The following is a 23,705-nucleotide window of genomic DNA, read 5'->3' on the forward strand; positions in this document are numbered from 1 at the left end:
CGCAACGCAGCGCCGCGCGGTGAACGGCCGTATCAGACGCCCAGATAGTCGAGGATGCCTTCGGCGGCCTGACGGCCTTCGAACACGGCGGTGACCACTAGGTCGGAGCCACGCACCATGTCGCCACCGGCAAACACCTTGTCGTTGGCGGTCTGGAACTTGTGGCGTGTTGCGCCGGCACCGGGCTTGGTCTTGCCCAAGCCACCGTGGACGATCACGCGGCCGTCGGCATGCGTCTTGATCGTGTGCGCGTCGAACCACGGTGACGGGCTCGGACGGAAGCCGAAGGCGACGATCACGCGGTCGGCCGGGATGATTTCCTCGGAGCCGGGGATCACTTCCGGCTTGCGGCGGCCCTTGGCATCGGGTGCGCCGAGCGTGGTGGTGACCAGCTTGACGCCTTCCACCTTGCCGTTGCCGACGATCTCGACCGGCTGACGGTTCCACAGGAACTCCACGCCTTCTTCCTTGGCGTTGGCCACTTCGCGGCGCGAGCCGGGCATGTTGGCCTCGTCGCGACGATAGGCGCAGGTCACGCTTTCGGCGCCCTGGCGGATCGATGTGCGGTTGCAGTCCATCGCCGTGTCACCACCACCGAGCACGACCACGCGCTGGCCCTTCATGTCGTAGGCCATGTCGGCCGGACTGATCTCATTGGGCTTGAGCACGCGGTTGATGTTGGCGATCAGGAACGGCAGCGCTTCGAACGCACCCGGCAGGTCTTCACCGGGGAAGCCGCCCTTCATGAAGTTGTAGGTGCCCATGCCGAGAAACACCGCGTCGTAGTCGCGCAGCAGATCTTCGAACGCGATGTCCTTGCCGATCTCGGTGTTGAGCTTGAACTCGATGCCCATGCCTTCGAACACTTCGCGGCGCGTCTGGACGACGTCCTTTTCAAGCTTGAACGGCGGGATGCCGTAGGTCAGCAGGCCGCCGATCTGGTTGTACTTGTCGAACACCACCGGCTTGACGCCGTTGCGCACCAGAATGTCCGCGCAGCCGAGACCTGCCGGGCCGGCGCCGACGATCGCGACCTTCTTCTTGGTCCACTTGACCTTGGACATGTCCGGACGCCAGCCCTTCTTGAAGGCTTCGTCGGTGATGTACTTTTCGATCGATCCGATCGTCACCGCGCCGAAGCCGTCATTGAGCGTGCAGGCGCCTTCGCACAAGCGGTCCTGCGGGCACACGCGGCCGCACATTTCCGGCAGCGAGTTGGTCGCGTGCGACAACTCGGCGGCCTGGAACAGGTTGCCCTCTTCCAGCAGCTTGAGCCAGTTGGGAATGTAGTTGTGCACCGGGCACTTCCACTCGCAGTACGGATTGCCGCAGCCGAGGCAGCGGCCAGACTGCGACTTGGCCTGCTCGACCGGAAACTGACCGTAGATCTCGCGGAAGTCGTGCACGCGGACTTCGACCGGCGCCTTCTTCGGATCCTGGCGCGGCACGTCGAGAAACTGGTTGGCGTTCTTGTAACCCATGTACTGCTCCCTGCTTCGTTTGTTTCCCCGCTCCCACCGGGAGAGGGGCCAGGGGTGAGGGCCTCTGAGACTCAAGCCAGGCTTGATCCTCAAACTCCCTCACCCGGCGCTGCGCGCCGACCTCTCCCGGGGGAGAGGCAAGCGGGCCGCTGATCCGTACTGCCGCCGGAAACCACACCAGCGGTGCCGCTTTACTTCCCCTCTCCCACCGGGAGAGGGGCTAGGGGTGAGGGCCTCTGAGATTCAAGCCTGACTTGAGTCTCAAACTCCCTCACCCGGCGCTGCCTCGGGCCCCAACGAAGTGCTCGCACTTCGTTGGGTGAGTCAAGCCGACCTCTCCCGGGGGGAGAGGCAAGCGGGCCGCTTGTCCGTACTGCCGCCGGAAACCACACCGGCGGTGCCGCTTTGCTTCCCCTCTCCCACCGGGAGAGGGGCCAGGGGTGAGGGCCTCTGAGACTCAAGCCAGGCTTGAATCTCAAACTCCCTCACCCGGCGCTACCTCGGGCCCCAACGAAGTGCTCGCACTTCGTTGGGTGAGTCAAGCCGACCTCTCCCGGGGGGAGAGGCAAGCGGGCCGCTGATCTCTACTGACGCCGGAAATCGCACCGGCGGTACCGCTTTACTTCCCCTCTCCCACCGGGAGAGGGGCTAGGGGTGAGGGCCTCTGAGACTCAAGCCAGGCTTGATCCTCGAACCCCCTCACCCGGCGCTGCGCGCCGGCCTCTCCCGGGGGGAGAGGCAAGCGGGCCGCTTGTCCGTACTGCCGCCGGAAACCACACCGGCGGTGCCGCTTTACTTCCCCTCTCCCACCGGGAGAGGGGCCAGGGGTGAGGGCCTCTGAGACTCAAGCGAGGCTTGAATCTCGAACTCCCTCACCCAGCGCTACCTCGGGCCCCAACGAAGTGCTCGCACTTCGTTGGGAGAGTCAAGCCGGCCTCTCCCGCGGGGAGAGGCAAGCAACCGGTTTTTAGGCGGCGGCTCGTACCGAGTCGATCAACGATCCGATCTCCGCGGCCTTGGGCTTGACCAGCCAGAACTTGCCGACGTAGTCGGCCCAGTCGCTGATGATCTGCTGCGCCCAACGGCTGCCGGTGACCTTGGCGTAATCGGCGACGACCTTGCGCAAGTAGTTCTCGTGCGCCTCCATGTGCTCGGACACGACGCGATGGATGTCGATCAGCTCGTGGTTGTAGCGGTCGACGAAGTTGCGCTTTTCGTCGAGCACGTACGCGAACCCGCCCGTCATGCCGGCACCGAAGTTGACGCCGGTGTGGCCGAGCACGACGACAACGCCGCCGGTCATGTATTCGCAGCCGTGGTCGCCGCAGCCTTCGACGATCGCGTGGGCGCCGGAGTTGCGCACCGCAAAGCGTTCGCCGGCCATACCGGCTGCGTACAGTGTGCCGCCGGTGGCGCCGTACAGGCAGGTGTTGCCGATGATCGCCGCTTCACGCGATTCGTAGCGCGCGGTCTTCGGCGGCTTGACGACGATGCGGCCACCGGCCATGCCCTTGCCGACGTAGTCGTTGGCATCGCCTTCGACTTCGAGGTTCAAGCCGCCGGCATTCCACACGCCCAGGCTCTGGCCCGCTGCGCCCTTGAGCTTGATCGTGATCGGGCGATCGGCCATGCCGAGGTTGCCCCAGCGACGCGCGATCTCGCCCGACAGGCGCGCACCGATCGAGCGGTGCCGATTGCTGACCGTGTAATGGAAGATGCCGCCGGTCTTGTGTTCGATCGCCGGCAGGCAGTCGGCCAGCATCGCCTCGGCCAGTTCGCCCTTGTCGAACGGCTCGTTGTTGAACATGCAGTACTGCGCGCTCGGCAGCGTCATGCCGGCCGATTCGAGAATCGGCGACAGGTCGAGGTTCTTGGCCTTGTTGGTCGCGCCTTCGGCGATTTCGAGCAGGTCGGTGCGGCCGATCAGCTCCTTGATCGTGCGCACACCGAGGCTGGCCATCAGTTCGCGCGTTTCCTGGGCGACGAACTTAAAGTAGTTCATCACCATCTCGGGCAGGCCGATGAAGTAGTTCTGGCGCAGCACGTTGTTCTGCGTCGCCACACCGGTGGCGCAGTTGTTCAAATGGCAGATGCGCAGGTACTTGCAGCCCAGCGCCACCATCGGCGCGGTGCCGAAGCCGAACGATTCGGCGCCGAGAATCGCCGCCTTGATCACGTCCAGGCCGGTCTTCAAGCCGCCGTCGGTCTGCACCCGCACCTTGTCGCGCAGATTGTTCATGCGCAGCGTCTGGTGGGTTTCCGACAAGCCGAGTTCCCACGGCGTGCCGGCGTACTTGACGCTGGTCAGCGGCGAGGCGCCGGTGCCGCCGTCATAGCCGGAGATCGTGATCAGGTCGGCGTAGGCCTTGGCCACGCCGGCCGCGATCGTGCCGACGCCGGGGCCCGACACCAGCTTGACCGACACCAGCGCCTGCGGATTGACCTGCTTGAGGTCGAAAATCAGCTGCGCCAGGTCTTCGATCGAATAGATATCGTGATGCGGCGGCGGCGAGATCAGCGCCACGCCAGGCCGCGCGTAGCGCAGCTTGGCGATCTGGTCGTTGACCTTGTCGCCGGGCAGCTGGCCGCCTTCGCCGGGCTTGGCGCCCTGCGCGACCTTGATCTGCAGCACTTCGGCGTTGACCAGGTATTCCGGCGTGACGCCGAAGCGGCCCGATGCCACCTGCTTGATCTTCGACGACTTCTCGGTGCCGTAGCGCGCCGGGTCTTCGCCGCCTTCGCCGGAATTGCTGCGGCCGCCGAGGCGGTTCATCGCAATCGCCAGCGCTTCATGCGCTTCCGGCGACAGCGCGCCGAGCGACATGCCGGCGGAGTCGAAGCGCTTGAGGATGCTGTCGATCGGCTCGACCTCGTCGACCGAAATCGGCGTGGCGCTCTTGAACTGGAACAGGTCGCGGATCATCGACACCGGGCGCGTGTTCACGACCTCGGCGTAGGTCTGGTAGTCCTCGTAGCTGCCGGACTTGACCGCCTTCTGCAGCATCGCGACCACGTCCGGGTTGTAGGCGTGGTACTCACCGCCGTGCACGTACTTGTACAAGCCGCCCTGTTCGATCGGCTTGCGCGCGCTCCACGCCGCTTCGGCGATCTCGATCTGCTCTTCCTGAAGGTCTTCGAACTTGGCGCCCTGGATCCGCGACACGGTGGCGTTGAAGCAGGTGTCGATCACTTCGTCGTGCAGACCCACAGCTTCGAACAGCTGCGCGCCGCGATACGACGAGATGGTGCTGATGCCCATCTTCGAGATGATCTTGTACAGACCCTTGTTGATGCCCTTGCGATAGCTCTGCGCCATCGTCTCGGGTGCCTTGTTCTTGACCTGCCCGCTGCGCGCCATCTCGTAGAGCGAGGCGTAGGCGAGATACGGATAGATCACGCTGGCGCCGTAGCCGATCAGGCACGCGAAGTGATGCGGGTCACGCGCGGTGGCGGTCTCGACGACGATGTTGCAATCGCAGCGCAGGCCGGCGGTGACCAGCGCGGCGTTGACGGCACCGGTGGCCAGCAGCGCGTGCACCGGCAGCTTGCCGCGCTCGATCGCGCGGTCGGACAACACCAGCACGACCTTGCCGGCGCGAACCGCGGCGATGGCTTCTTCGCAGACATGGTCGATGGCCGACTTCAGGCCGATCGACGGGTCGTAGTTCAGGTCGATGATCTGGTGCGCGTAATTCGGGTCATCGTTGCCGATCGCCAGCAGTGCCTTGAACTTGGCTTCGCTGAGCACCGGCGAGTCGATCAGCAGGCGCGCGGCGCGCTCCGGCGTTTCTTCGAACATGCCCTTTTCGGAGCCGAGCTGGCATTCCAGCGACATCACGATCTGCTCGCGCAGCGGATCGATCGGCGGATTGGTGACCTGCGCGAACATCTGCCGGAAGTAGTCGTACAGCGAGCGTGCCTGCTGGCTGAGCACCGCGAACGGCGTGTCGTCGCCCATCGAGCCGACCGCTTCCTGGCCGGCTTCGGCGAGCACGCGCAGCACCTGGTCGCGCTCTTCGAACGTCAGCTGGAACATCTTGTGATAGATCGCCACCGTGTCTGGCGGCATCACGTCGAGCGAGTTCGGGTCGTCGCTGAGGCTGGCTTCGAGCCGCTTCATGTTCGACTTGAGCCACTGCTTGTACGGCTTGCGCGAGGCCAGCATGCGGTCGATGTCTTCCGGACGCAGCAGCGAGCCGGTCTCGGTGTCGACGGCCAGGATTTCGCCCGGACGCAGGCGGCCCTTCTCGACGACGTCCTGGGCGCGGAAGTCGTTCACGCCGATTTCCGACGCCAGCACGATGTGGCGGTCGCTGGTGATCACATAGCGCGCCGGACGCAGACCGTTGCGGTCGAGGCAGCAGGCGGCATAGCGGCCGTCCATGATGACCACGCCGGCCGGGCCGTCCCAGGGCTCCATGTTGACCGAGTTGTATTCGTAGAACGCACGCACGTCCGGGTCGAGGTCTTCGACGTTCTGCCAGGCCGGCGGGATCAGCGCGCGCATCGCCTGGAACACGTCCATGCCGCCGGCCAGCAGCAGTTCGAGCATGTTGTCCATGCTCTGGCTGTCGGAGCCCTTCATCGTTACCAGCGGCATCAGTTCTTCGATGTCGGGCAGGTCGGCGCACTGGAACTTCTTGGCGCGCGCCTGCGCCCACATGCGGTTGCCGCTGATCGTGTTGATCTCGCCGTTGTGCGCCAGATAGCGGAACGGGTGGCACAAGCGCCAGCGCGGCAGCGTGTTGGTCGAGAAGCGCTGGTGGAACACGCACATCGACGATTCGAGCAGTTCGTCAGCCAGGTCCGGATAGAACTGCGGCAGGAACTCCGGCATCACCAGTCCCTTGTAGACGATGACGCGGCACGACAGGCTGGTGACGTAGAAATCGGCGTCGCCTTCGGCTTCGAGCACCTTCTCGACGCGGCGGCGCAGCTTGAACAGCTTCAGCTCGAAGGCGAACTTGTGCATGTCGCGCGGCGCGGTGATGAACACCTGCTCGACCACCGGCACCGCGCGCAGCGCTTCTTCACCGAGCGCCGCCGGGTCGGTCGGCACCGGACGGAAGCCCAGCAGCTTGACGCCATGGTGGTCGCAGGCTTCCTTGAACGCCTGCTTGGCGCGGTCGCGCCGCGCCGGGTCCTGGCTCAGGAACACGTTGCCGGCGCAGTAGTTGTCGCCCAGCGCGAAGCCGAGCTTGTCCGCCTCGCGACGCAGGAACGCGTCGGGCTTCTTCATCAGCAGGCCGCAGCCGTCGCCGGTCTTGCCGTCGGCCGCCACCGCACCACGATGGGTCATCCGGTGCAGCGCCGTAATCGCCGTCTGGACCAGTTTGTGGCTGGGTTGATCGTCCATGTGGGCGATCAGGCCGAAGCCGCAAGAATCCTTTTCGAAGTCCGGACGGTACAAGCCGTGCGCGGCGTAGCCCTCGAAGGGCGTGACGGGGGGCTGGGACATGGCAAAACTCCTGGCTAAAAAGGCCGCATCGAGCGGCCTTGAACGCACGCTCGCCGGGGAGCGCGGGTCACGAAACTAATTTTCATTACCGGCACAAGCAAATTCCGGGCAGAAAGCTGAACGGCCCCGGGGCGAGAACACCGTTGAATCAAGCAATTAGGCCGGCCTAAGATAGCCATCTAGATAGCCATCTTGCGCAACGAGGCTTGCCGGACGATGAAATCCGTTTCCATAGCGCAGGCTCGCGACAGCCTGACGGAGCTGTTGTACGAGGCCGAGGGCGGCCGACCGGTCCAGGTGACGCGGCGCGGCAAAGCCGTGGCCGTGCTGCTGTCCGAGGCGGAGTACGAGCGGCTGCGCGGCAGCGCCCGGCCCGATTTCGCCGGGTGGTGCCAGGCCTGGCGGGCGCGCCAGGGTGCGGGCTTTGAAGGCGTGACTGCCGACGAGCTCGACCGCTGGGCCGAGTTCTAGCCGGTGGCCCGCCCTAGTTGGCTGCTCGACCTGGCGGTGATCGCCGAGCTGACCCGCCCCGACGGCAACCGTCGCGTGTTCAACCTGTTTGCCCAGCGTCAGGCGGCGTGCGCGATCGCGGCGCCGGCGCTGACCGCCTGGCTGCGCGGCCTCGACGCGCTGCCCGAAGGCCCGCGCCGCCAGCAGCTGGCGGCGTTTACGGCCGAACTGCTGCACAGCGGCCCCGAGGTGGTCGGCCTGGACCGCGACGCGGCGATCTGGCTAGCACGCAGCGCCGTGCGCTGGGAACGCAGCGGCCGGCGCTGGCGCCGGCTCGACGGAGAGCAGGCGGCGATCGCCGCAACCCGCGATATGAGCCTGGTCGCCCGCAGTCCCCATCCGCTGGCCGGCACCGACGGCTTGAAGCTCGACGACTGGTTCCGGCCCTGAAGGCCGGCGGCTCGCGGACTCAGAACGGAATGCGGCCCGTCAGCATCTGCCACCACATGCGCCAGTCGCCAAGAAAGCTCAGCAGCGGATAGCGGAACGTGGCCGGCCGGTTGTGCTCGAAGAAGAAGTGACCGACCCAGGCAAACGCATAGCCCTGCACCAGCGCCGCCAGCAGCCACCAGGGGTTGAGCGTCATCAAGGCCACGCCGACCCAGCCGAGCACCAGGCTGCTGCCGACGAAGTGCAGGCGCCGCGAGGTGCGGTTGGAATGCTCGCTCAAGTAGAACGGATAGAACTCGTCGAGCGTGGTGTAGCGCGGGGGCTGGCTCATATCGATGCTCGCAGCAGGACGAGTGACGATGCTAACGGATCGGGCCGTGGCGCAGCGGCTGCCGCGCGTCAGCGGACTCAGCGCAAGCGACGCGGGTCGAACAGGCGTTCGTGCTCGTCGAGGGCGTAGCGGTCGGTCATGCCGGCGATGTAGTCGGCGACGGCCAGCGCGCGGCCGTCGAGACCCCGCGCGGCTTCCAGCGTGCGCGCGGCGTCGCAGAATTCCGGCGGCATCAGCCGCACGTCGTCGATCAGCGCGGCGAACAGGTCGCGGATCACGCGCTTGGCCTTGGCCATCACGCGGTAGACCTGATGGTGCTGATACAGCTGCTGCCGCAGGAAGCGCTTGAGTTCGTGGTTGGCCGCGTTGAGTGCGTCGCTGTAGGCGATCAGCGGCTGCGCTTGCGCGCGCACCTGATCGATATGCGTGACGCCGGCCGCGGCGATGCGCGCGCTGCTGGTCGTGGTCAGGTCTTCGACGAAGGTGCTCATCACGCGGCGCAGCGTTTCGTGGCGCTCTTGCTTGCCGCGCAGCGGACCGTAGGTGTCGAGCACGACGTCGTGATGGCGGCGGAACAGCGGCACGCTGCGTAGCTGCTCGATGGTCAGCAGACCGGCGCGCAGGCCGTCGTCGATGTCGTGGCTGTTGTACGCGATCTCGTCGGCAAGATTGGCCAGCTGGGCTTCGAGGCTGGGCTGGCCGCGCTCGATGAAGCGTCGGCCGACGTCGCCCAGTTCGCGCGCCCGCGCCAGGCTGCAATGCTTGAGGATGCCTTCGCGCGTCTCGAAGCTCAGGTTCAGACCGCGAAAGCTGGCGTACTTGTCTTCCAGCTCGTCGACGACGCGCAGCGACTGCGCGTTGTGCTCGAAACCGCCGTGGTCGCGCATGCATTCGTTGAGCGCGTCCTGACCGGCGTGGCCGAACGGCGTGTGGCCCAGGTCGTGTGCCAGCGAAATCGCCTCGCACAGATCTTCGTGCAAGCGCAGCGAGCGCGCCATCGTCCGCGCCAGCTGCGCCACTTCCAGGCTGTGCGTCAGCCGGGTGCGGAACAGATCGCCTTCGTGATTGACGAAGACCTGGGTCTTGTATTCGAGCCGGCGGAACGCGGCCGAATGGATGATGCGATCGCGGTCGCGCATGTAGGCGCTGCGATTGCTCGGGCCGGGTTCATCGTAGCGACGACCGCGGGAATGGCATTCGAGCGCAGCATACGGGGCGAGATCCATGCGCCATTCTACGACGCAGGCCGGCGCGCAGCGGCGGCCTGCGTGCGACCGGGGCTAGCCGGCCGCGCTACAAGCGTCGTGCAGCACGCTGTCGAGCAAGCTGGCGTCGAAGTCGCTGCTGATGATCGCGTCGCCCAAGCCGCGCATCAGGATCAGCCGCAGCTTGCCGTTCTGCACCTTCTTGTCGAGCCCCATCAGGTCGCGGAAGTCGGCGGCGGTCATGCCCGGGGGCGGCTGCGTCGGCAAGCCAGCGCGTTGAATCAGCGTGATGCAGCGTGCGGCCACCGCTTCGGTGATCCAGCCGTGACGCGCCGACAGGTCGGCCGCCAGGCACAGGCCCGCAGCGACCGCTTCACCGTGCAGCCATTGCGTATAGCCGGTATGGGTTTCGATCGCATGGCCGAACGTGTGGCCGAGGTTGAGCAGCGCGCGCGGGCCGCTGCCGGTCTCGCGCTCGTCGAGGCCGACAATGCGCGCCTTGATCGCGCAGCAGCGCTCGATGATCTCGGCCAGCGCATTGGATTCCAGCGCCAGGATGCGGTCGAGATTCGCTTCCAGCCATTCGAACAGCAGGCTGTCGGCGAGCATGCCGTACTTGATCACTTCGGCCAGGCCCGCCAGCAGTTCGCGGCGCGGCAGCGTGCTCAAGCTGCTGGTGTCGGCGATCACCGACAGCGGCTGATGAAACGCGCCGATCAGGTTCTTGCCGCGCGCGTGATTGACGCCGGTCTTGCCGCCGACCGATGAGTCGACCTGCGCCAGCAGCGTCGTCGGCACCTGGATGAAGTCGATGCCGCGCTGGTAGATCGCGGCGCAGAATCCGGCCAGATCGCCGACGACACCGCCGCCGAGCGCGATCAGGCAGCCGTCGCGCGACAGCCGCGACGCCAGCAGCCAGTCGAGCACCTGCCCGGCCGAGTCCCAGGTTTTCTGCGTCTCGCCGGCCGGCAGCACGAACACCTGGTCGTCGCCGATATGCAGTGCGGCCAGCAGCGGCGCCAGATACACCGGCGCGACGTTGCTGTCGGTGATCACGCGCAGCGCGCGGCCCTGAGCTTCGGGGAACGCAGCCTCGTTGGCGGCCAGGCCCTTGCCGATGCGGATCGGATAGCTGCGTGCGCCCAGCTCGACCTTGAGCACGCGGGCATTGTTCAGACGACTCGGCGGCGCGGCCGGTTGCGGCGGAATATGGGGTGTCACGAGTTCCATCGTTTGCAGTTCGATCGGGATGCCGTCAGAGCGCAGTGGCCGGGCGGTCGATATGGTCTTCGATCTCGCGCGCCAGCACCCGCGCGTTGCGGCCGTCGGTCTGGATCACCAGGTCGGCGATCTCGCGATACAGCGGGTCGCGCATTTCAAACAGGCGCTGCAGCGTGGCGCGACGGTCGGGCACGTTCTGCAGCAACGGGCGGTGATCGGTGCGCGCCGTACGCTGCAATTGCTGGTCGACGCTCGCGTGCAGGTAGACCACCAAGCCGCGTGCCGCCAGCCACTGGCGGTTGTCCGGGTCGAGCACAGCACCGCCGCCAGTGGCCAGCACGACGTGGCTGCGCTGCGCCAGCTCGGCGATGACCAGCTTTTCGCGTTTGCGAAACCCGTCTTCGCCTTCTTTCTCGAAGATCAGTGGAATGTCGACGCCGGTGCGGATCTCGATCTCGCTGTCGCTGTCGATGAATTCCATGCCGCGGGTTTCGGCCAGCCGCTTGCCGACCGTGGTCTTGCCGGCGCCCATCGGGCCGACCAGAAAAATATTCGTCTTGCTCATCATTCAGCCGGTGGTCCGACGATCTCGATGCGCCGGGTGCTGCAGACCTGCGAGGCCGCGTCGGAACTGGTGGCGTTGCGGCGCACGCAGGCGCGCACATCGACGGTACGCAGATCGGCGTCGGTCAGCGCCGGCGAGAACGTCGGCACGTAGTACAGCGACGACGCCACGCCGCTGGCGTTGGTCGTCCCGCCGCCCGGGAACACACGCTCGTTGGGGTCGTTCGGTGCGGCCGGCGACACCACGGAGAACAGCACTTGCGCGCCGTCGACCGGCGCGAATGCGCTGTTGAGCACCGAGAACGTCAGCGCAACGCTGCGCTGCGCACCACTGGCATCGGGCGAGCTGAGCGTGCGCAGCGGCGCGGTCAGGTCGACGCAGTTGCGCCCGTCGGACGTGGTTTCGCAAATCTCGTCGACGAACTGCACGCCGGTGCTGGCCGTCAGCGTGCCGCTGGTGCCGCTGGCCGCGCAGCTGCGATTTTCAGTGGCACTGACCTGCACGAAGCCCGACCGATCGGAATAGACGCGTACCGGCACCTGGAACTGCCCGTTGCTGCCCAACTGCACGACGCGGCTCTGCGCGGCCGGCACCGGGTCGCCATTGATTTCGAGCAGGAAGGTGCTGGTACCACTGCCCTGGAACGTGGCACTCAGATTGACGCAGCCGGCCACGCCAGCGCCGCTGGCGGTGGCCCACTGGAACGCCAGCGGTACGGCATTGGGCTGCCCGACCGTGCCGGCGCTGCCGAACACGGGCGCCGTGAACTGGAACGCGTCGGGCTGCACGGCCACCGACTGGGTGCCGGTGCAGACGCTGCCGGTCAACGCGCACGAGCTCGCCAGCACGGCGTCGCCGGTGGTGACCGCCGCCGCGCTGATCGTCAGGCTGGAATTGCTTGCCGTCGAGGTCTTCGGCGTGATCGCAAACTTCACCTGGCCGAAGCGGTCGGTGACGCCGACCAGGCCGTTGGCGTCGGGCGTCAGCGTGACGCTGCCGCCGTCGGACAGCGTGATCGACAGCTGGGTGTTTTCGCGGGCGACGCGCGTGCCGTCGGCGGCAACCGACGTAACGGTGGCCGTGTAGCCGGTCTGCTGACGGCCCGCCGAGCCACTGCTGGGTCCGCTGACGGTGACCAGCGTCTTGGCCGGATCCGGCGGCGGCGCGACTGCGAGGCTGAACGTTGCGGGATTGCTGGTGACGCCATTGAGGCTGGCCGTCACGCTGAGCACTTCGGCAGTGCGCTCTTCGACCGTCGGCGCGACGTAGTCAAAGGCGGCCGTGCCGTCGATCAGCGACGCATCGTCGACCAGCCGCACAGCGGCGTCGGCCAGCGTCGGCGTGACGCTGATTGTCGCGCCGCTGATCGGACCCGGCGTGCCGCAGCCGCTGGCCGGGCGCGTCACGGTAATCAGGAAGTCGGGCAGCAGCTCGCCGGATGCGGCCGTGACCGTGCCGCTGGCCTGACGCGCGCCCGATGCGTTTTTCGGCCCTTGCAGACGCACGGTGGGGACCGTCGTCGGCTGCAGCTCGATCGGATACTCCTCGGAGCCGCGCGCAACGCCGTCGACCTGCACGGTGCCGGTGATCGTCACGGCCAGCGAGTTGCGGATCGCATCGCTGGGCGGGGTGTAGCTAAACGGCAGCACGCCAGCCGCATTGGTGTCGCCGCCGTTGAGTCGCGTCTTGCCGTCGGCCAGCGTCGCCCGGATCGTGCCGCTGGCGGTGCCGTTGATCGTGGCGCTGAGCGCGACGAACACCTCCGGCGCAACGGCGCCGCTGGGGCGGGTCACCGTGGCCGTGTAGCCGGTGGCGGTGACGCCGGGCTCGACGCAGTCGGGGCCGGCGATCTCGATCAGGTAGCGGCTGCTGGACCCGCCGCCGCTGCTGCTGCCGTCATCGTCGAGCAAACCGCTAGCGTCGTCGCCGCTGCTGCCGCAGGCAGCCAGCAGCAACGTGGCAATCAGACTGCAGCCGCGAAGGGCTTGACCAAGGTTCATAGGGAGCGCGGCGGAAGGCTGACGCGCAGTATAGCCAAGCGCCCGCTCCGACCGGCCCGCCACCGCAGCGGCGCCGGGTGGCGCCGGTATGTCTTGTCTACCCGGGAGCCGGTCACGTCGGCATCGGATCAGTGATCCTGCAGACCCTCGCGCAGGATCTTGGGCGTGACGAAGATCAGCAGCTCATCCTTGTTGTTGACCGTCGTCCGGTTGCGGAATGCTGCACCCAGGATCGGAATGTCGCCCAGCAGCGGAATCTTCGACACGCTGTTGCGGTTCTCTTGCTGGTAGATGCCGCCCAGCACCACGGTCTGCCCGTTCTGCACCAGCACTTGCGTGGTGACCTTGCGCGTGTCGATCGACGGAATCGAGCCGGTGGCCGTCGCATAGCTTTGGCCGACGCTGTCGTTGTTGACCGCCAGATCCATGATGATGCGATCGTCCGGCGTGACTTGCGGCGTGACGCTCAGCGACAGCACGGCTTTCTTGAACGACACCGCCGTGGCGCCGCTGCTGGCCGCTTCCTGGTACGGGATTTCGACGCCCTGTTCGATCGACGCCTGCTTGGCGTTGGACGTGATCACGCGCGGCGTCGATACCACTTCGCCTCGACCTTCGGCCTGCAAGGCCGACAGTTCCAGATCGACCAGGTAATCCGAGCCCAGCACCGCCAGCGCGATGCGGCCCGCGTTGCCGCCGGCCGGCAGGCTGACGTTGAAGCGGTCTTCGAGATTGCCGACCGACGCGCGGCCGTTGCCGTTGCTGATGAAGCTGTTGACCGTGGTGTCGTTGGCTTCGGCGCTGCCCGAGGTGCTGATCAGCCCGTTGCGACCGTTGCGTGCGACGGCGCTGACGCCGAAGCGCGTACCCAGTTCGCGCGAATAATCGTTGTTGGCAATCACGATGCGCGACTCGATCAGCACTTGCTTGACCGGAATGTCGAGCCTGGCGACCAGCGTGCGGATTTCCGCGAGCTTTTCGCGCGTTTCGAGGATCAGCAGCGTGTTGGTACGTTCGTCGACCGAAACCCGGCCGCGCTCGCTGAGCACGCTGTTGTCGCCTTCCTTCAGCAGCGCGGCGATATCGGCGGCCTTGGCGTAGTTGACCTGCACCAGCTCGCTGCGCAGCGGCGCCAGATCGACTTTCTGCTTTTCGGCTTCGGCTTCGATCTTGTCGCGCTCGGCCAGTTCGGCCACCGGCGCCACCAGCATCACGTTGCCCTGCTGGCGCATGCCCAAGCCCTTGGTGCGCAGGATGATGTCCAGCGCCTGATCCCAGGGCACGTTCTGCAGCCGCATCGCGATCTCGCCCGTGACGCTGTCGGATACCACCATGTTGGTACCGGCGACGTCGGCGATGATCTGCAGCAGGCTGCGGATGTCGATGTTCTGGAACGAAAGCGAGATACGCTCGCCGGTGTACTGCGGCTCGTTGCGCTTGCGCTCTTCCTTCTGCGTCGTCGTCAGCGGCTGCAGCTCGATGGTGTACTGCGACCCGTTCTGATACGCCACTTGCTCGTAGTCGGCACCCGCGACCGGCGTGATGATGATCTCGGCATCCATGCCGCTGCGCTGCGTGTCGATGAACTTCACCGGCGTGGCGAAGTCGAGCACGTCGAGCCGGCGCATCAGCGCGCCGGTCAGCGTCGCATTGCGGAAGCGTGCACGCACCTTGCCGCCTTCGTCGCTGACGTCGACGCTGGCTTGCGGGTTGTTCAGCGCAACGACGATGCGGCCCTCGCCTTTCTCGCCCCGGCGAAAATCAATTGCCGTGATCGTCAGTGCAGAGGCCGGGGCCGGCCTGGACGCCGGCGTCGCAGGCTCGGCCACCAGCGCCGCGGCCGGAGCGGGCGATGCCGGCGTAGCCGTGCCCTCAGGCTGAGGCCGGGTCATGCCGGCGATCACCGAAGGACTCTCGTCAGCACCGGCGATCTGCAGGAACACCTTGTTGCCATCGACACGCAAGGTATACGGCGCCAGCTCGCTCAACTCGATGACGACGCGACTGCGATCCGCCGCATCGGCCGCGATCGTGTTGCGCACGCGCCCGAGATTGACCTTGCGCACGCGCTCGGCCAATGCGATGCGGGTCGCAGGCAAATCCACCGACAGTCGGGCCGGCCGGTCGGTCGCAAACACCACCGGCTCCGGCGCAGCCGAGGACAGCGTCAACGTGACCAGCACACGGCCGTTGGCGAGCGGGCTGGCATCGATCGACTGCAGCGCACGCGACGGCACCGCCGGGTCGGCCGAGGTCTGCGCTTGCGCCAGGGGCGCGGCCAACACCAGCACCAACACCATGATGATGGTCAGTCGCAACGGCCACGTCAGCGGCGCAGAGGCGAGCCGCGTTACCGAGCGGCGCGGGCTACGGTGACCGGTCGGCGATTCAGATTGCGACGTCATTGCTGCGACTCCCTCATTGCGTCAGCGCCAGCACGGCAGCGCGCTGTAGCCAGCCGCCGAAGCCGTCGGCGACGAGCTCCGACAGCGCGATTTCTTGGTCGGTGATCGATTTGATCTGGCCGAAGTTTTGACCCATGTGCGCGCCGATGCCGACGCGATGGATGACACCGTCGGGCGCCTTCACCAACGCGTACACCGCATTGCTGGTGCGGATCGTGCCCTGCATCCGCAATGCGTCGAGCGGGTACTCTTCAAGGGCCTCCTTCGGACGCTTGAAATCCGGCTGCGGCCCGGTGCCTGCGACCGTGGTCGCGGTCCGCTGCGGCTCGACGGCGATAAACGGATCGCGCCGACCGGCAATGTCGTAGACGAAAGCCTCGTAAGGCTTGATCTGCGGAATCGGCGCGATCGAGGTGGACCGCCGCGACTTGACCTCGGCTACCCACTGCTCCAGCTCGTCCATGCTGCGACCGCAGCCGCCAAGCAGCGGCAGCGTCAACAGAAGCACGCTCCAGCGCACCCGAACGCGGCGGCTCATTTGCCACCTTCCTTCGGAGCCGGCGTCATCTCGCTTTCTTCCAGATACCGGTAGGTCTTGGCCAACGCCGTCATCCGCAACTCGCCGCGCGGCGCGGTTCCACCGGCGGGTTTGAGTTCGACCTCGTCGATGGTGACGATGCGCGGCAGCGCCGCGACCGCGCTGACGAAGGCGCCCATCTCGTGATAGCTGCCGGTGACGACGATCCGGTTCGGAATTTCGGCGTAGAAATCGCGCGGAATTTCGGCTTGAGGCTGGAACAGCTCTTCTTCCAGTGCGCTGGCGACGCGCGTCTGCGAAATATCGGCCAGCAGATTGGCGACTTCGGTGCGGCTCGGCAGCTGTCGCAGCATCGCGCCGAAGCTGCGCTCCATTTCCTTGAGCTGTTCCTTGTACGCATCGAGCGCGGCGACTTTCTTCTGCTTGCGTTCGAACTCGCCGCGCAGATCGACTTCCTGCGCTTCGGCCGCGGCCAGTTCGTCGCGCAGCGGTTGCACCGCGAACCACAGGCCGGCAGCCAGAATCATGATGCCCAGCAGCACTGATGCGGCGACGCGAACCCACGACGGCCAGCCGCCCGGATTCTGCGCGTCGAGCGTCTGCAGGTCGGCCATCACCTGTCGGAGCTTCATTCGAGCGTCTCGTCGGGGGTATCGCTGGGCGGCTTGGTCAGATTGCGAACCTGCAATGTGAATTCGCTCTGACGCTGGCTGTTCTTTTCGGTGGTCTTGATCACGACCAGCTTGGGGTCGTCGAACCAGGTCGATGCATCGAGGTTCTTCATGTAGGCCGACACACGCGCATTGGATTCGGCGACGCCTTCGATGACGACGCCGGCACCGGTCTGCTTGACCGTGGTCAGGCTCACGCCTTCGGGCAGCGTGTTGACCAGCTCGTCGAAGAAATGAACGGTGGCGCTGCGCGAGGCCTGCAGCTGTTCGATCACGCGCATCCGCGACAACAAGTTGCGCTTGACCTTCTCCAGCTCCTGGATCTCCTTGATCTTGAGGTCGACCTCGGCGATCTGCTGACGCAGGTAGTCATTACGCAGGTTCTGGCGGTCGACGGCGCCGCTGGCCAGCAGATAGCTGAGCAGTACCAGACCGGCCGATATCGTGAACGCGACGGCCAGCATCGCGTTGAACTGGCGCTTGCGGGTTTCACGCCGCTGCGCACGCCAATCCAGCAGATTGATGCGGATGATCATGCGCGATCAGTTCGGGTCAAACGCGCGAAACGCCAGCCCGCAGGCAATCAGCAGCGACGCCGAATCTCGCGCCAACTGCGAGGGCTTGGCCTTGGGGCTGATGCTCATGTGCGCAAACGGCTTGGCGACGACGGTGGGAATCTTCAGCTGCTCCTGTATCGACCGATCGACACCAGCGATCTCGGCACATCCGCCGGCCAGAATGATCTGGTCGATCTGTGTGTGTTGTGACGACGAAGCGAAGAAAAACTGCAGTGAGCGATCGATCTGCTGCCCCATGTCGGCGACGAACGGCGTCAGCACGTTGAACACGTAGTCGTCTGGCAGGCTGTTGAAGCGCTTGGCCTTGGCGGCTTCCTCGACCGTGATGCCGTAATAGCGGCTGATGTCGTCGGTGAGCTGGCGGCCGCCGAAGCTTTGCTCGCGGGTATAGACCGATTGCAGGTCATGCAGCACCAGCACGGAGGTGGTGGTGGCGCCCATGTCGATCAGCGCGATGGTTTTACCGTGCCCGGCGTCGGGCATCTGGTGCTGCAGGAACAGGCTGGAGTTCTGCAGCGCATGGTTTTCGATGTCGACGACACGCGGCGTCAGCCCGGCGATCTCCAACGCGGCGCAGCGCTGTTCGACCTGCTCCTTGCGGCACGCAGCGAGCAGCACGTCGACGTTGGCCGCATCGCTGTCGCCGAGGACCTGAAAGTCGAGCGCCACTTCGTCGATCGCATACGGAATGTACTGATCGGCCTCGACCTTGATCTGCTCCTCCATGTCGAGTTCGGACAACGAGGCCTGCATCTGGATCACCTTGGTGATCACCGATGCACCGGACACAGCCAGCGCCGCGTGCGTGGTTCGCGTGCCAGCGCGGTTGACCGCGCGCGCGATGCATTCACCCACGACCTTCGGATCGACGATCTGCTTGTCGGCCACGGCGTCGGGCGGCAGCGGCTCGATGGCGTAGGTTTCGACGCGGTAGCTGTCGCCGCGACGCGACAACTCCAGCAGCTTGACCGCACTGGAACTGATATCCAGACCGATCAAGCCTTGCTGGCCCCCACCAAGCAGCGATTGCATGAGCGACATTGCGTCCTAGCCCCCGTTTGACCCATGCGGCTGCCGCTCGGGCGACAAGACCTGCCGGGTGTGACGCAACCGGCTCCCAGCCGTAATATAGCCGACGAATTTAGTGAAGCAACAATAGCTTGCGCTGTGTCGTCCATCTGCATGGTTGGGGGCGGCACTACGCATTTCAGGGTCGATCGTCAAAATGTGTCGGTCGGGTTCAGAGGTTCTGGGATAGCGGTCAGTGGTTCTTCGAAGGAGCGTTTCTTGAGACTGCCGAGCCGCATGCTGTTGATACTCGCGGGGCTGATCCTTGTGGGTTTTGGGCTGCTGACCGGCGCGTTCTTCGCTGCCCAGTGGCACTACGGGCGTCAGCTGCCGCCAGTGTCCGCGATCCGCGAGATCCAGTTGCAGGTGCCGCTGCGCGTCTACACCCGCGACGGCAAGCTGATCGGCGAGTTCGGCGCCGAGCGCCGCGCACCACTGCGATACGACCAGATGCCACAGCGCATCGTCGATGCCTTCCTGGCGGCCGAAGACGATCGCTTCTTCGATCACCCCGGCGTCGACTGGAAAGGCCTGCTGCGCGCTGGCTTCGTGCTGGCCACCACCGGCCAAAAGAGCCAGGGCGGCAGCACGATCACGATGCAGCTGGCGCGCAATGTGTTCCTGTCGCCGGAACGCAGCTACGTGCGCAAGTTCAAGGAGATCCTGCTGGCCATGCGCATGGAGCATGAGCTGACCAAGCAGGAGATCCTCGAAACCTATTTGAACAAGATCTTCCTCGGTCAGCGTGCTTATGGCGTCGGCGCTGCGGCGCAGGTCTATTTCGGCGTCGAGCCGGCCGAGCTGAGCTGGTCGCAGGCGGCGCTGCTGGCGGGCCTGCCGAAGGCACCATCGCGCGACAATCCAGTGTCGGCGCCCGAGCGCGCCAAGGAGCGGCGCAACTATGTGCTGCGCCGGCTGCGCTCGCTGGAAAAGATATCCGAGCTCGACTATCAAGCCGCGTTGGCCGAGCCGGTCACGCTCAGGGCCGCGCTGCCGATGGTCGACGTCGACGCGCACTACGTTGCCGAGATGGTCCGCGCCGAGATGGTGTCGCGCTACGGCGAAGGTGCCTACACCGGCGGTTACCGGGTGACCGCGACGATCGACTCGACGCGGCAGGCTGCCGCCAATCGCGCGGTGCGCGCTGCGCTGATCGCCTACGAGGAACGCCACGGCTGGCGCGGCCCCGAAACGGTATTGCCCGAATCGCTGCTGGCCGAGACGCAAACCGGCCGCGCCAGTGCCGATGGTCTGGGCGGCTTCCTCGACGCATTGCCGACGGCCGCCGGGTTGGTGCCAGCGGCCGTGGTGTCGTTCGACGCCGGCAGCTTGCGCTTGCTGACGCGCAGCAGCGGTCTGGTCGAACTGGCGCCCGAGGACTACAAGTGGGCCGGCCTGTCGGCGAAGAAGACGCTCAAGCGCGGCGACGTCGTACGCGTGCGCCGTGACGGCGAACGCTGGCGTCTGGCCAAGCTGCCGCAAGCGCAAGGCTCGCTGGTCGCGCTCGACCCCCATGACGGCGCGCTGGTGGCGCTGGTCGGCGGCTACGACTTTCTGTTGAACAAGTACAACCGCGTGCTGCAGGCGCACCGCCAGGTCGGCTCCGGCTTCAAGCCGTTCCTGTACACCTCGGCGTTCCAGTTCGGCTTCACACCCGCGTCGATCGTGCTCGATGCGCCGGTGGTGTTCGACGATGCCAATCTGGAAGGCGCGTGGCGCCCCGAGAATTACGGCGGCGACTTCAAGGGGCCGATGCGCTTGCGCGAGGCGCTGGTGCAGTCGCGCAACCTGGTGTCCGTGCGGCTGCTGCAAGCGGTCGGCGTCGACTTCGCGCGTGACTTCATCAGCCGCTTCGGCCTGCCCAAGGACCGGATGCCACGCGACTTGTCGATGGCGCTCGGCAGCGCCACGTTCACCCCAATGGAGATGGCGCGCGCCTACAGCGTGCTGGCCAACGGCGGCTTTCTGGTCGAGCCGTATTTCATCGACGAAATCCTCGATTCGCGCGGCCAGAGCCTGTTCAAGGCCAAACCGCTGGTCGCCTGCGCCGAATGCGCGCAGCAGATCGTCGACAGCAGCAGCCAGACCGCAGCAGCAGCGCCCGGCAAGCCCGCCGCCGCGCTGCCGCCGACGCCGTCGGCCGACGGCTTGGCGCCGCAGGTGGTCGATCCTGGACTGGTCTGGATGGTCGACGACGTGCTGCGCGAAGTGGTCACGCGCGGCACTGCCACGCAGGCGCGAGCGCTGGGCCGCGCTGACATCCGCGGCAAGACCGGCACAACCAACGACGAGACCGACGCCTGGTTCAACGGCTTCAACACGCAACTGGTCGCGATCACCTGGGTCGGCTTCGACCAGCCGCAACCGCTGGGGCGAGGCGAAGTCGGCGGTCGCGCTGCATTGCCGATCTGGATCGACTTCATGCGCACCGCACTCAAGGGCCGGCCCGAGTCGGTGCTGCCGACGCCGTCGACGCTGGTGCCGGTGGCCGTCGACAGCCGCAGCGGCCGGCCGGTGGCCACCGAGACGCCCGGCGCGATCACCGAATACATGCCGGCCGAGCGTCTGCAGCAGGTGCAGCAGGACGCCGAGCGCGCGCCGCCCGAGAAAACCGTCAGCGAAGACGAGTTGTTCTAGCCCCGGCCACGCGGCCGGCGCGCGACCATTTTCGCGCGCCGGCATTCCGTGTTATCCATGTCGTCAGCGCGGCTCGACGCCGCTCGACACTTCGCAATCCAAGCCGGAAACGACCATGGGCAAGCGCGCGATAGGCTTTCAACGCGAAATCGTCGCCGAGGCTGCACGCCTCATCTGCGAGGAACGGCTGACCGACTACCGGTTGGCCAAGCAAAAGGCCGCCGAGCGGCTCGGGCTGTCGGCGCGCTCGCAGATGCCCGAGAACGCGCTGATCCACGAAGCAGTGATCGAATACCAGCGGCTGTTCGGCGGCGCCGAATACGCCGAGCACCTGCAGGCGCTCCGCCGGACCGCGGTGCGTGCGATGAAGCTGTTGGCCGAGTTCACGCCGCGACTGGTCGGGGCCACGGTCACCGGCGCCACGACCGACGCGCATCTGGTGCGGCTGCACGGCTTTGCCGACAAGCCCGAAATGCTCGACATGTTCCTGCAGAACCGCAACATTCCCTACGAGACCAGCGACCGGCGCTACCGCTATCCGGACGGTCGCATCGACGACGTGCCGACCTGCGAATTCCTGGCCGGCGAGATCGGCGTCGAAATCGCGATGTTTCCGGTCGAAGACCTGCGCCGCGCGCCGCTGTCACCGCACGACGGCCTGCCGATGAAGCGGCTGACGCTGGAACAAGCCGAGCGCCTGGCCGAAGAACCGATCGACATCGCGTCCTGATCGCTGCCGTCCTCGCCAACAAAAAAAGCCGGCTTTCGCCGGCTTTTTTGTGTCGCTTGCGAACCGATCAGCGCTGGTCGCAGGGGACGTAGTTACGCACCGGCGCGCCGGTGTAGACCTGACGCGGACGCGCGATGCGCGTGCTGCTGTCGGCGGTCATTTCCATCCAGTGCGCGCACCAGCCCACGGTGCGGGCCACGGCGAACATCGGCGTGAACATGTTGACCGGGATGCCGAGCGCTTCGTAGATGATGCCGGAGTAGAAGTCGACGTTCGGGTAGAGCTTGCGCTGCTTGAAGTAGTCGTCCGACAGCGCGATTTCTTCGAGCTTGAGGGCCAGCTCCATCTTCGGATCGTTTTCCTTGCCCAGATGCTTGAGCACCTTGTGGCACTGCTCGCGGATGATCTTGGCGCGCGGGTCGAAGTTCTTGTACACGCGGTGACCAAAGCCCATCAGGCGGACGCCTTCGACCTTGTTCTTGACCTTGTTCATGAACTCGGGGACGTGCTTGGCGTCGCCGATTTCGTCGAGCATGTTCAGCACCGCTTCGTTGGCGCCGCCGTGCAGCGGGCCCCACAGCGCCGCGATGCCCGAGCTGATGGCCGCATACGGGTTGCAGCCGGTGGAGCCGGCCATGCGCACCGTCGAGGTCGATGCGTTCTGCTCGTGGTCGGCATGCAGGATGAACAGCACGTCCAGCGCGCGAGCGGCGACCGGGTCGACGTGGTAGGGCTCGGCCGGCACCGCGAACATCATCTGCAGCAGGTTGCTGCAATAGTCGAGATTGTTCTGCGGGTGCATGAACGGCTGGCCGTAGAACTTCTTGTAGGCCGCTGCGGCGATCGTCGGGATCTTGGCGATCATCCGGTGAGCAAAGATCTCGCGGTGCTTCGGATCTTTGTTGTTGGTCGTGTCGTGATAGAACGCCGACAGCGCGCCGACGACGCCGGTCAGCATCGCCATCGGATGCGCGTCGTAGTAGAAGCCGTCGAAGAAGCGCTTGACGCCTTCGTTGATCATCGTGTGACGGCGGATCGAGCCTTCGAAGGCTTCGAGCTGGTCTTTCTTCGGCAGCTCGCCGTGCAGCACCAGGTAGCAGACTTCGATGAAGCTGCTGTGCTCGGCCAGCTGGTCGACCGGATAGCCGCGATACAGCAGCACGCCTTCGTCGCCGTCGATGTAGGTGATCGCGCTCTTGGTCGAGCAGGTCGACGTGAAGCCAGGGTCGTAGGTGAAGATGCCGAGCTTGTCGTAAACCTTGCCGACATCGGCTCCCGGCGTGCCGATCGTGCCGGTGACCAGCGGAAGTTCGGTCTTCTCGCCGGTCTGGTTGTTGAGAAGGCTGTATGTCGCTTGGGTCATCCGTTCACTCCAAACCTGCGTGGGCTGGACCACTCCGCTGGCGGGTCAGTGACAGGCGCGCCGCTCCTCACGGGAGAAACGCCGCTGAATCAGACCGTCGGGGAGTCGGACCAAAATCGGGGGTGCATTGCTGCGCTGCGATTATCGCTCGCAGTCCACTCGGCTTACAACGCAGTCAGACGACCGCCGCCTACCGCTGCGCCTGTCATGGCGACCGAACAGGCGCCACAACGCAAACGGCCGCCTCGAGGGCGGCCGTCGCGTGCAGCGGGACGACAGAGCGTTAAGCGGCGTAGCGCTTGCGGAACTTGTCGACGCGGCCGCCGACGTCGAGCACTTTCTGCTTGCCCGTGTAGAACGGGTGGCTGACGCTGGAGATATCGAGGTTCACGAGCGGGTATTCGACGCCGTCGATCGTGGTCTTGTCACGGGTCTGGACCGTCGAACGGATGATGAACACCTGGTCGGCGCCGATATCTTTGAAGGCGACCGCACGATACGTAGGGTGGATACCGTCTTTCATCTCGAAACCAGTGGAAACACAAAAGGGCGCG

At 65.9% G+C, this 23,705-nt stretch carries 18 protein-coding genes; 4 read left to right on the top strand and 14 right to left on the bottom strand.

Features of this window, described 5'->3' with window-relative positions; genetic code table 11:
• Nucleotides 1-32: 32 nt before the first annotated feature.
• Nucleotides 33-1,481 carry an FAD-dependent oxidoreductase gene (locus BUB09_RS03520; RefSeq protein WP_072894315.1) on the bottom strand — a complete coding sequence of 483 codons (1,449 nt, stop codon included), beginning with the start codon at nt 1,479-1,481 and terminating at the stop codon, nt 33-35.
• Nucleotides 1,482-2,448: 967 nt separating this feature from the next.
• Nucleotides 2,449-6,939: a glutamate synthase large subunit gene (gltB, locus tag BUB09_RS03525; RefSeq protein WP_072894318.1), complete on the bottom strand. Its 4,491-nt coding sequence runs from the start codon at nt 6,937-6,939 to the stop codon at nt 2,449-2,451.
• A gap of 216 nt (nt 6,940-7,155) precedes the next feature.
• Here gltB and BUB09_RS03530 point away from each other — a divergent pair, with 216 nt between their 5' ends.
• Complete coding sequence (locus BUB09_RS03530) at nt 7,156-7,410, top strand: type II toxin-antitoxin system Phd/YefM family antitoxin (RefSeq protein ID WP_072894321.1); 255 nt, start codon at nt 7,156-7,158, stop codon at nt 7,408-7,410.
• A 3-nt stretch (nt 7,411-7,413) separates the two neighbouring features.
• Entirely contained in the window at nt 7,414-7,839 is a 426-nt protein-coding gene (locus BUB09_RS03535) for a PIN domain-containing protein (RefSeq protein WP_072894324.1), read from the top strand.
• Nucleotides 7,840-7,858: 19 nt separating this feature from the next.
• Here BUB09_RS03535 and BUB09_RS03540 read toward each other — a convergent pair whose 3' ends face one another.
• From BUB09_RS03540 to BUB09_RS03585, 10 genes are all read right to left on the bottom strand, one after another.
• The gene (locus tag BUB09_RS03540) at nt 7,859-8,170 is read right to left on the bottom strand and encodes an Mpo1-like protein (protein ID WP_072894327.1); all 312 of its coding nucleotides are present in this window, start codon (nt 8,168-8,170) and stop codon (nt 7,859-7,861) included.
• Nucleotides 8,171-8,247: 77 nt separating this feature from the next.
• A complete protein-coding gene (locus BUB09_RS03545; protein ID WP_072894329.1) occupies nt 8,248-9,396 on the bottom strand; it encodes a deoxyguanosinetriphosphate triphosphohydrolase in 1,149 nt (382 codons plus the stop codon).
• 54 nt (nt 9,397-9,450) lie between these two features.
• The gene (gene aroB, locus BUB09_RS03550; RefSeq protein ID WP_084083139.1) at nt 9,451-10,605 is read right to left on the bottom strand and encodes a 3-dehydroquinate synthase; all 1,155 of its coding nucleotides are present in this window, start codon (nt 10,603-10,605) and stop codon (nt 9,451-9,453) included.
• A 25-nt stretch (nt 10,606-10,630) separates the two neighbouring features.
• Entirely contained in the window at nt 10,631-11,164 is a 534-nt protein-coding gene (gene aroK / locus BUB09_RS03555; protein WP_072894332.1) for a shikimate kinase AroK, read from the bottom strand.
• Nucleotides 11,161-13,161 (bottom strand): hypothetical protein, encoded by a 2,001-nt coding sequence (locus tag BUB09_RS03560; RefSeq protein ID WP_072894335.1) that lies wholly within the window; start codon nt 13,159-13,161, stop codon nt 11,161-11,163. The genes aroK and BUB09_RS03560 overlap by 4 nt, the downstream gene beginning before the upstream one ends.
• A gap of 128 nt (nt 13,162-13,289) precedes the next feature.
• Nucleotides 13,290-15,566 (bottom strand): type IV pilus secretin PilQ, encoded by a 2,277-nt coding sequence (locus BUB09_RS03565; RefSeq protein ID WP_245793107.1) that lies wholly within the window; start codon nt 15,564-15,566, stop codon nt 13,290-13,292.
• A 13-nt stretch (nt 15,567-15,579) separates the two neighbouring features.
• Entirely contained in the window at nt 15,580-16,104 is a 525-nt protein-coding gene (locus BUB09_RS03570) for a pilus assembly protein PilP (RefSeq protein ID WP_072894338.1), read from the bottom strand.
• Nucleotides 16,101-16,736: a type IV pilus inner membrane component PilO gene (locus BUB09_RS03575; protein ID WP_072894341.1), complete on the bottom strand. Its 636-nt coding sequence runs from the start codon at nt 16,734-16,736 to the stop codon at nt 16,101-16,103. Before BUB09_RS03575 ends, BUB09_RS03570 begins: the two co-directional genes overlap by 4 nt.
• Nucleotides 16,733-17,311, bottom strand: coding sequence for a PilN domain-containing protein (locus BUB09_RS03580; RefSeq protein ID WP_072894344.1), 579 nt, complete (start codon nt 17,309-17,311; stop codon nt 16,733-16,735). Before BUB09_RS03580 ends, BUB09_RS03575 begins: the two co-directional genes overlap by 4 nt.
• 6 nt (nt 17,312-17,317) lie before the next feature.
• Nucleotides 17,318-18,385 carry a pilus assembly protein PilM gene (locus tag BUB09_RS03585; RefSeq protein ID WP_072895384.1) on the bottom strand — a complete coding sequence of 356 codons (1,068 nt, stop codon included), beginning with the start codon at nt 18,383-18,385 and terminating at the stop codon, nt 17,318-17,320.
• Between the two features lie 255 nt (nt 18,386-18,640).
• Between BUB09_RS03585 and BUB09_RS03590 the strand changes: the two genes are divergently transcribed.
• Together BUB09_RS03590 and BUB09_RS03595 are read left to right on the top strand one after the other, a co-directional pair.
• Nucleotides 18,641-21,058: a penicillin-binding protein 1A gene (locus tag BUB09_RS03590; protein WP_245793109.1), complete on the top strand. Its 2,418-nt coding sequence runs from the start codon at nt 18,641-18,643 to the stop codon at nt 21,056-21,058.
• 115 nt (nt 21,059-21,173) lie between these two features.
• On the top strand, nt 21,174-21,788 hold the full coding sequence (locus BUB09_RS03595) for a hypothetical protein (RefSeq protein WP_084083140.1): 615 nt from the start codon (nt 21,174-21,176) through the stop codon (nt 21,786-21,788).
• Nucleotides 21,789-21,855: 67 nt separating this feature from the next.
• On the opposite strand, the gene BUB09_RS03600 is transcribed toward BUB09_RS03595, so the two are convergent.
• Complete coding sequence (locus tag BUB09_RS03600) at nt 21,856-23,151, bottom strand: citrate synthase (RefSeq protein ID WP_072894350.1); 1,296 nt, start codon at nt 23,149-23,151, stop codon at nt 21,856-21,858.
• A gap of 283 nt (nt 23,152-23,434) precedes the next feature.
• On the bottom strand, nt 23,435-23,674 hold the full coding sequence (locus BUB09_RS03605) for a type B 50S ribosomal protein L31 (RefSeq protein WP_072894352.1): 240 nt from the start codon (nt 23,672-23,674) through the stop codon (nt 23,435-23,437).
• Nucleotides 23,675-23,705: the final 31 nt, after the last annotated feature.

Source organism: Hydrocarboniphaga daqingensis, assembly GCF_900129825.1.
In the GTDB taxonomy this organism is placed as follows: Bacteria; Pseudomonadota; Gammaproteobacteria; order Nevskiales; family Nevskiaceae; genus Hydrocarboniphaga; species Hydrocarboniphaga daqingensis.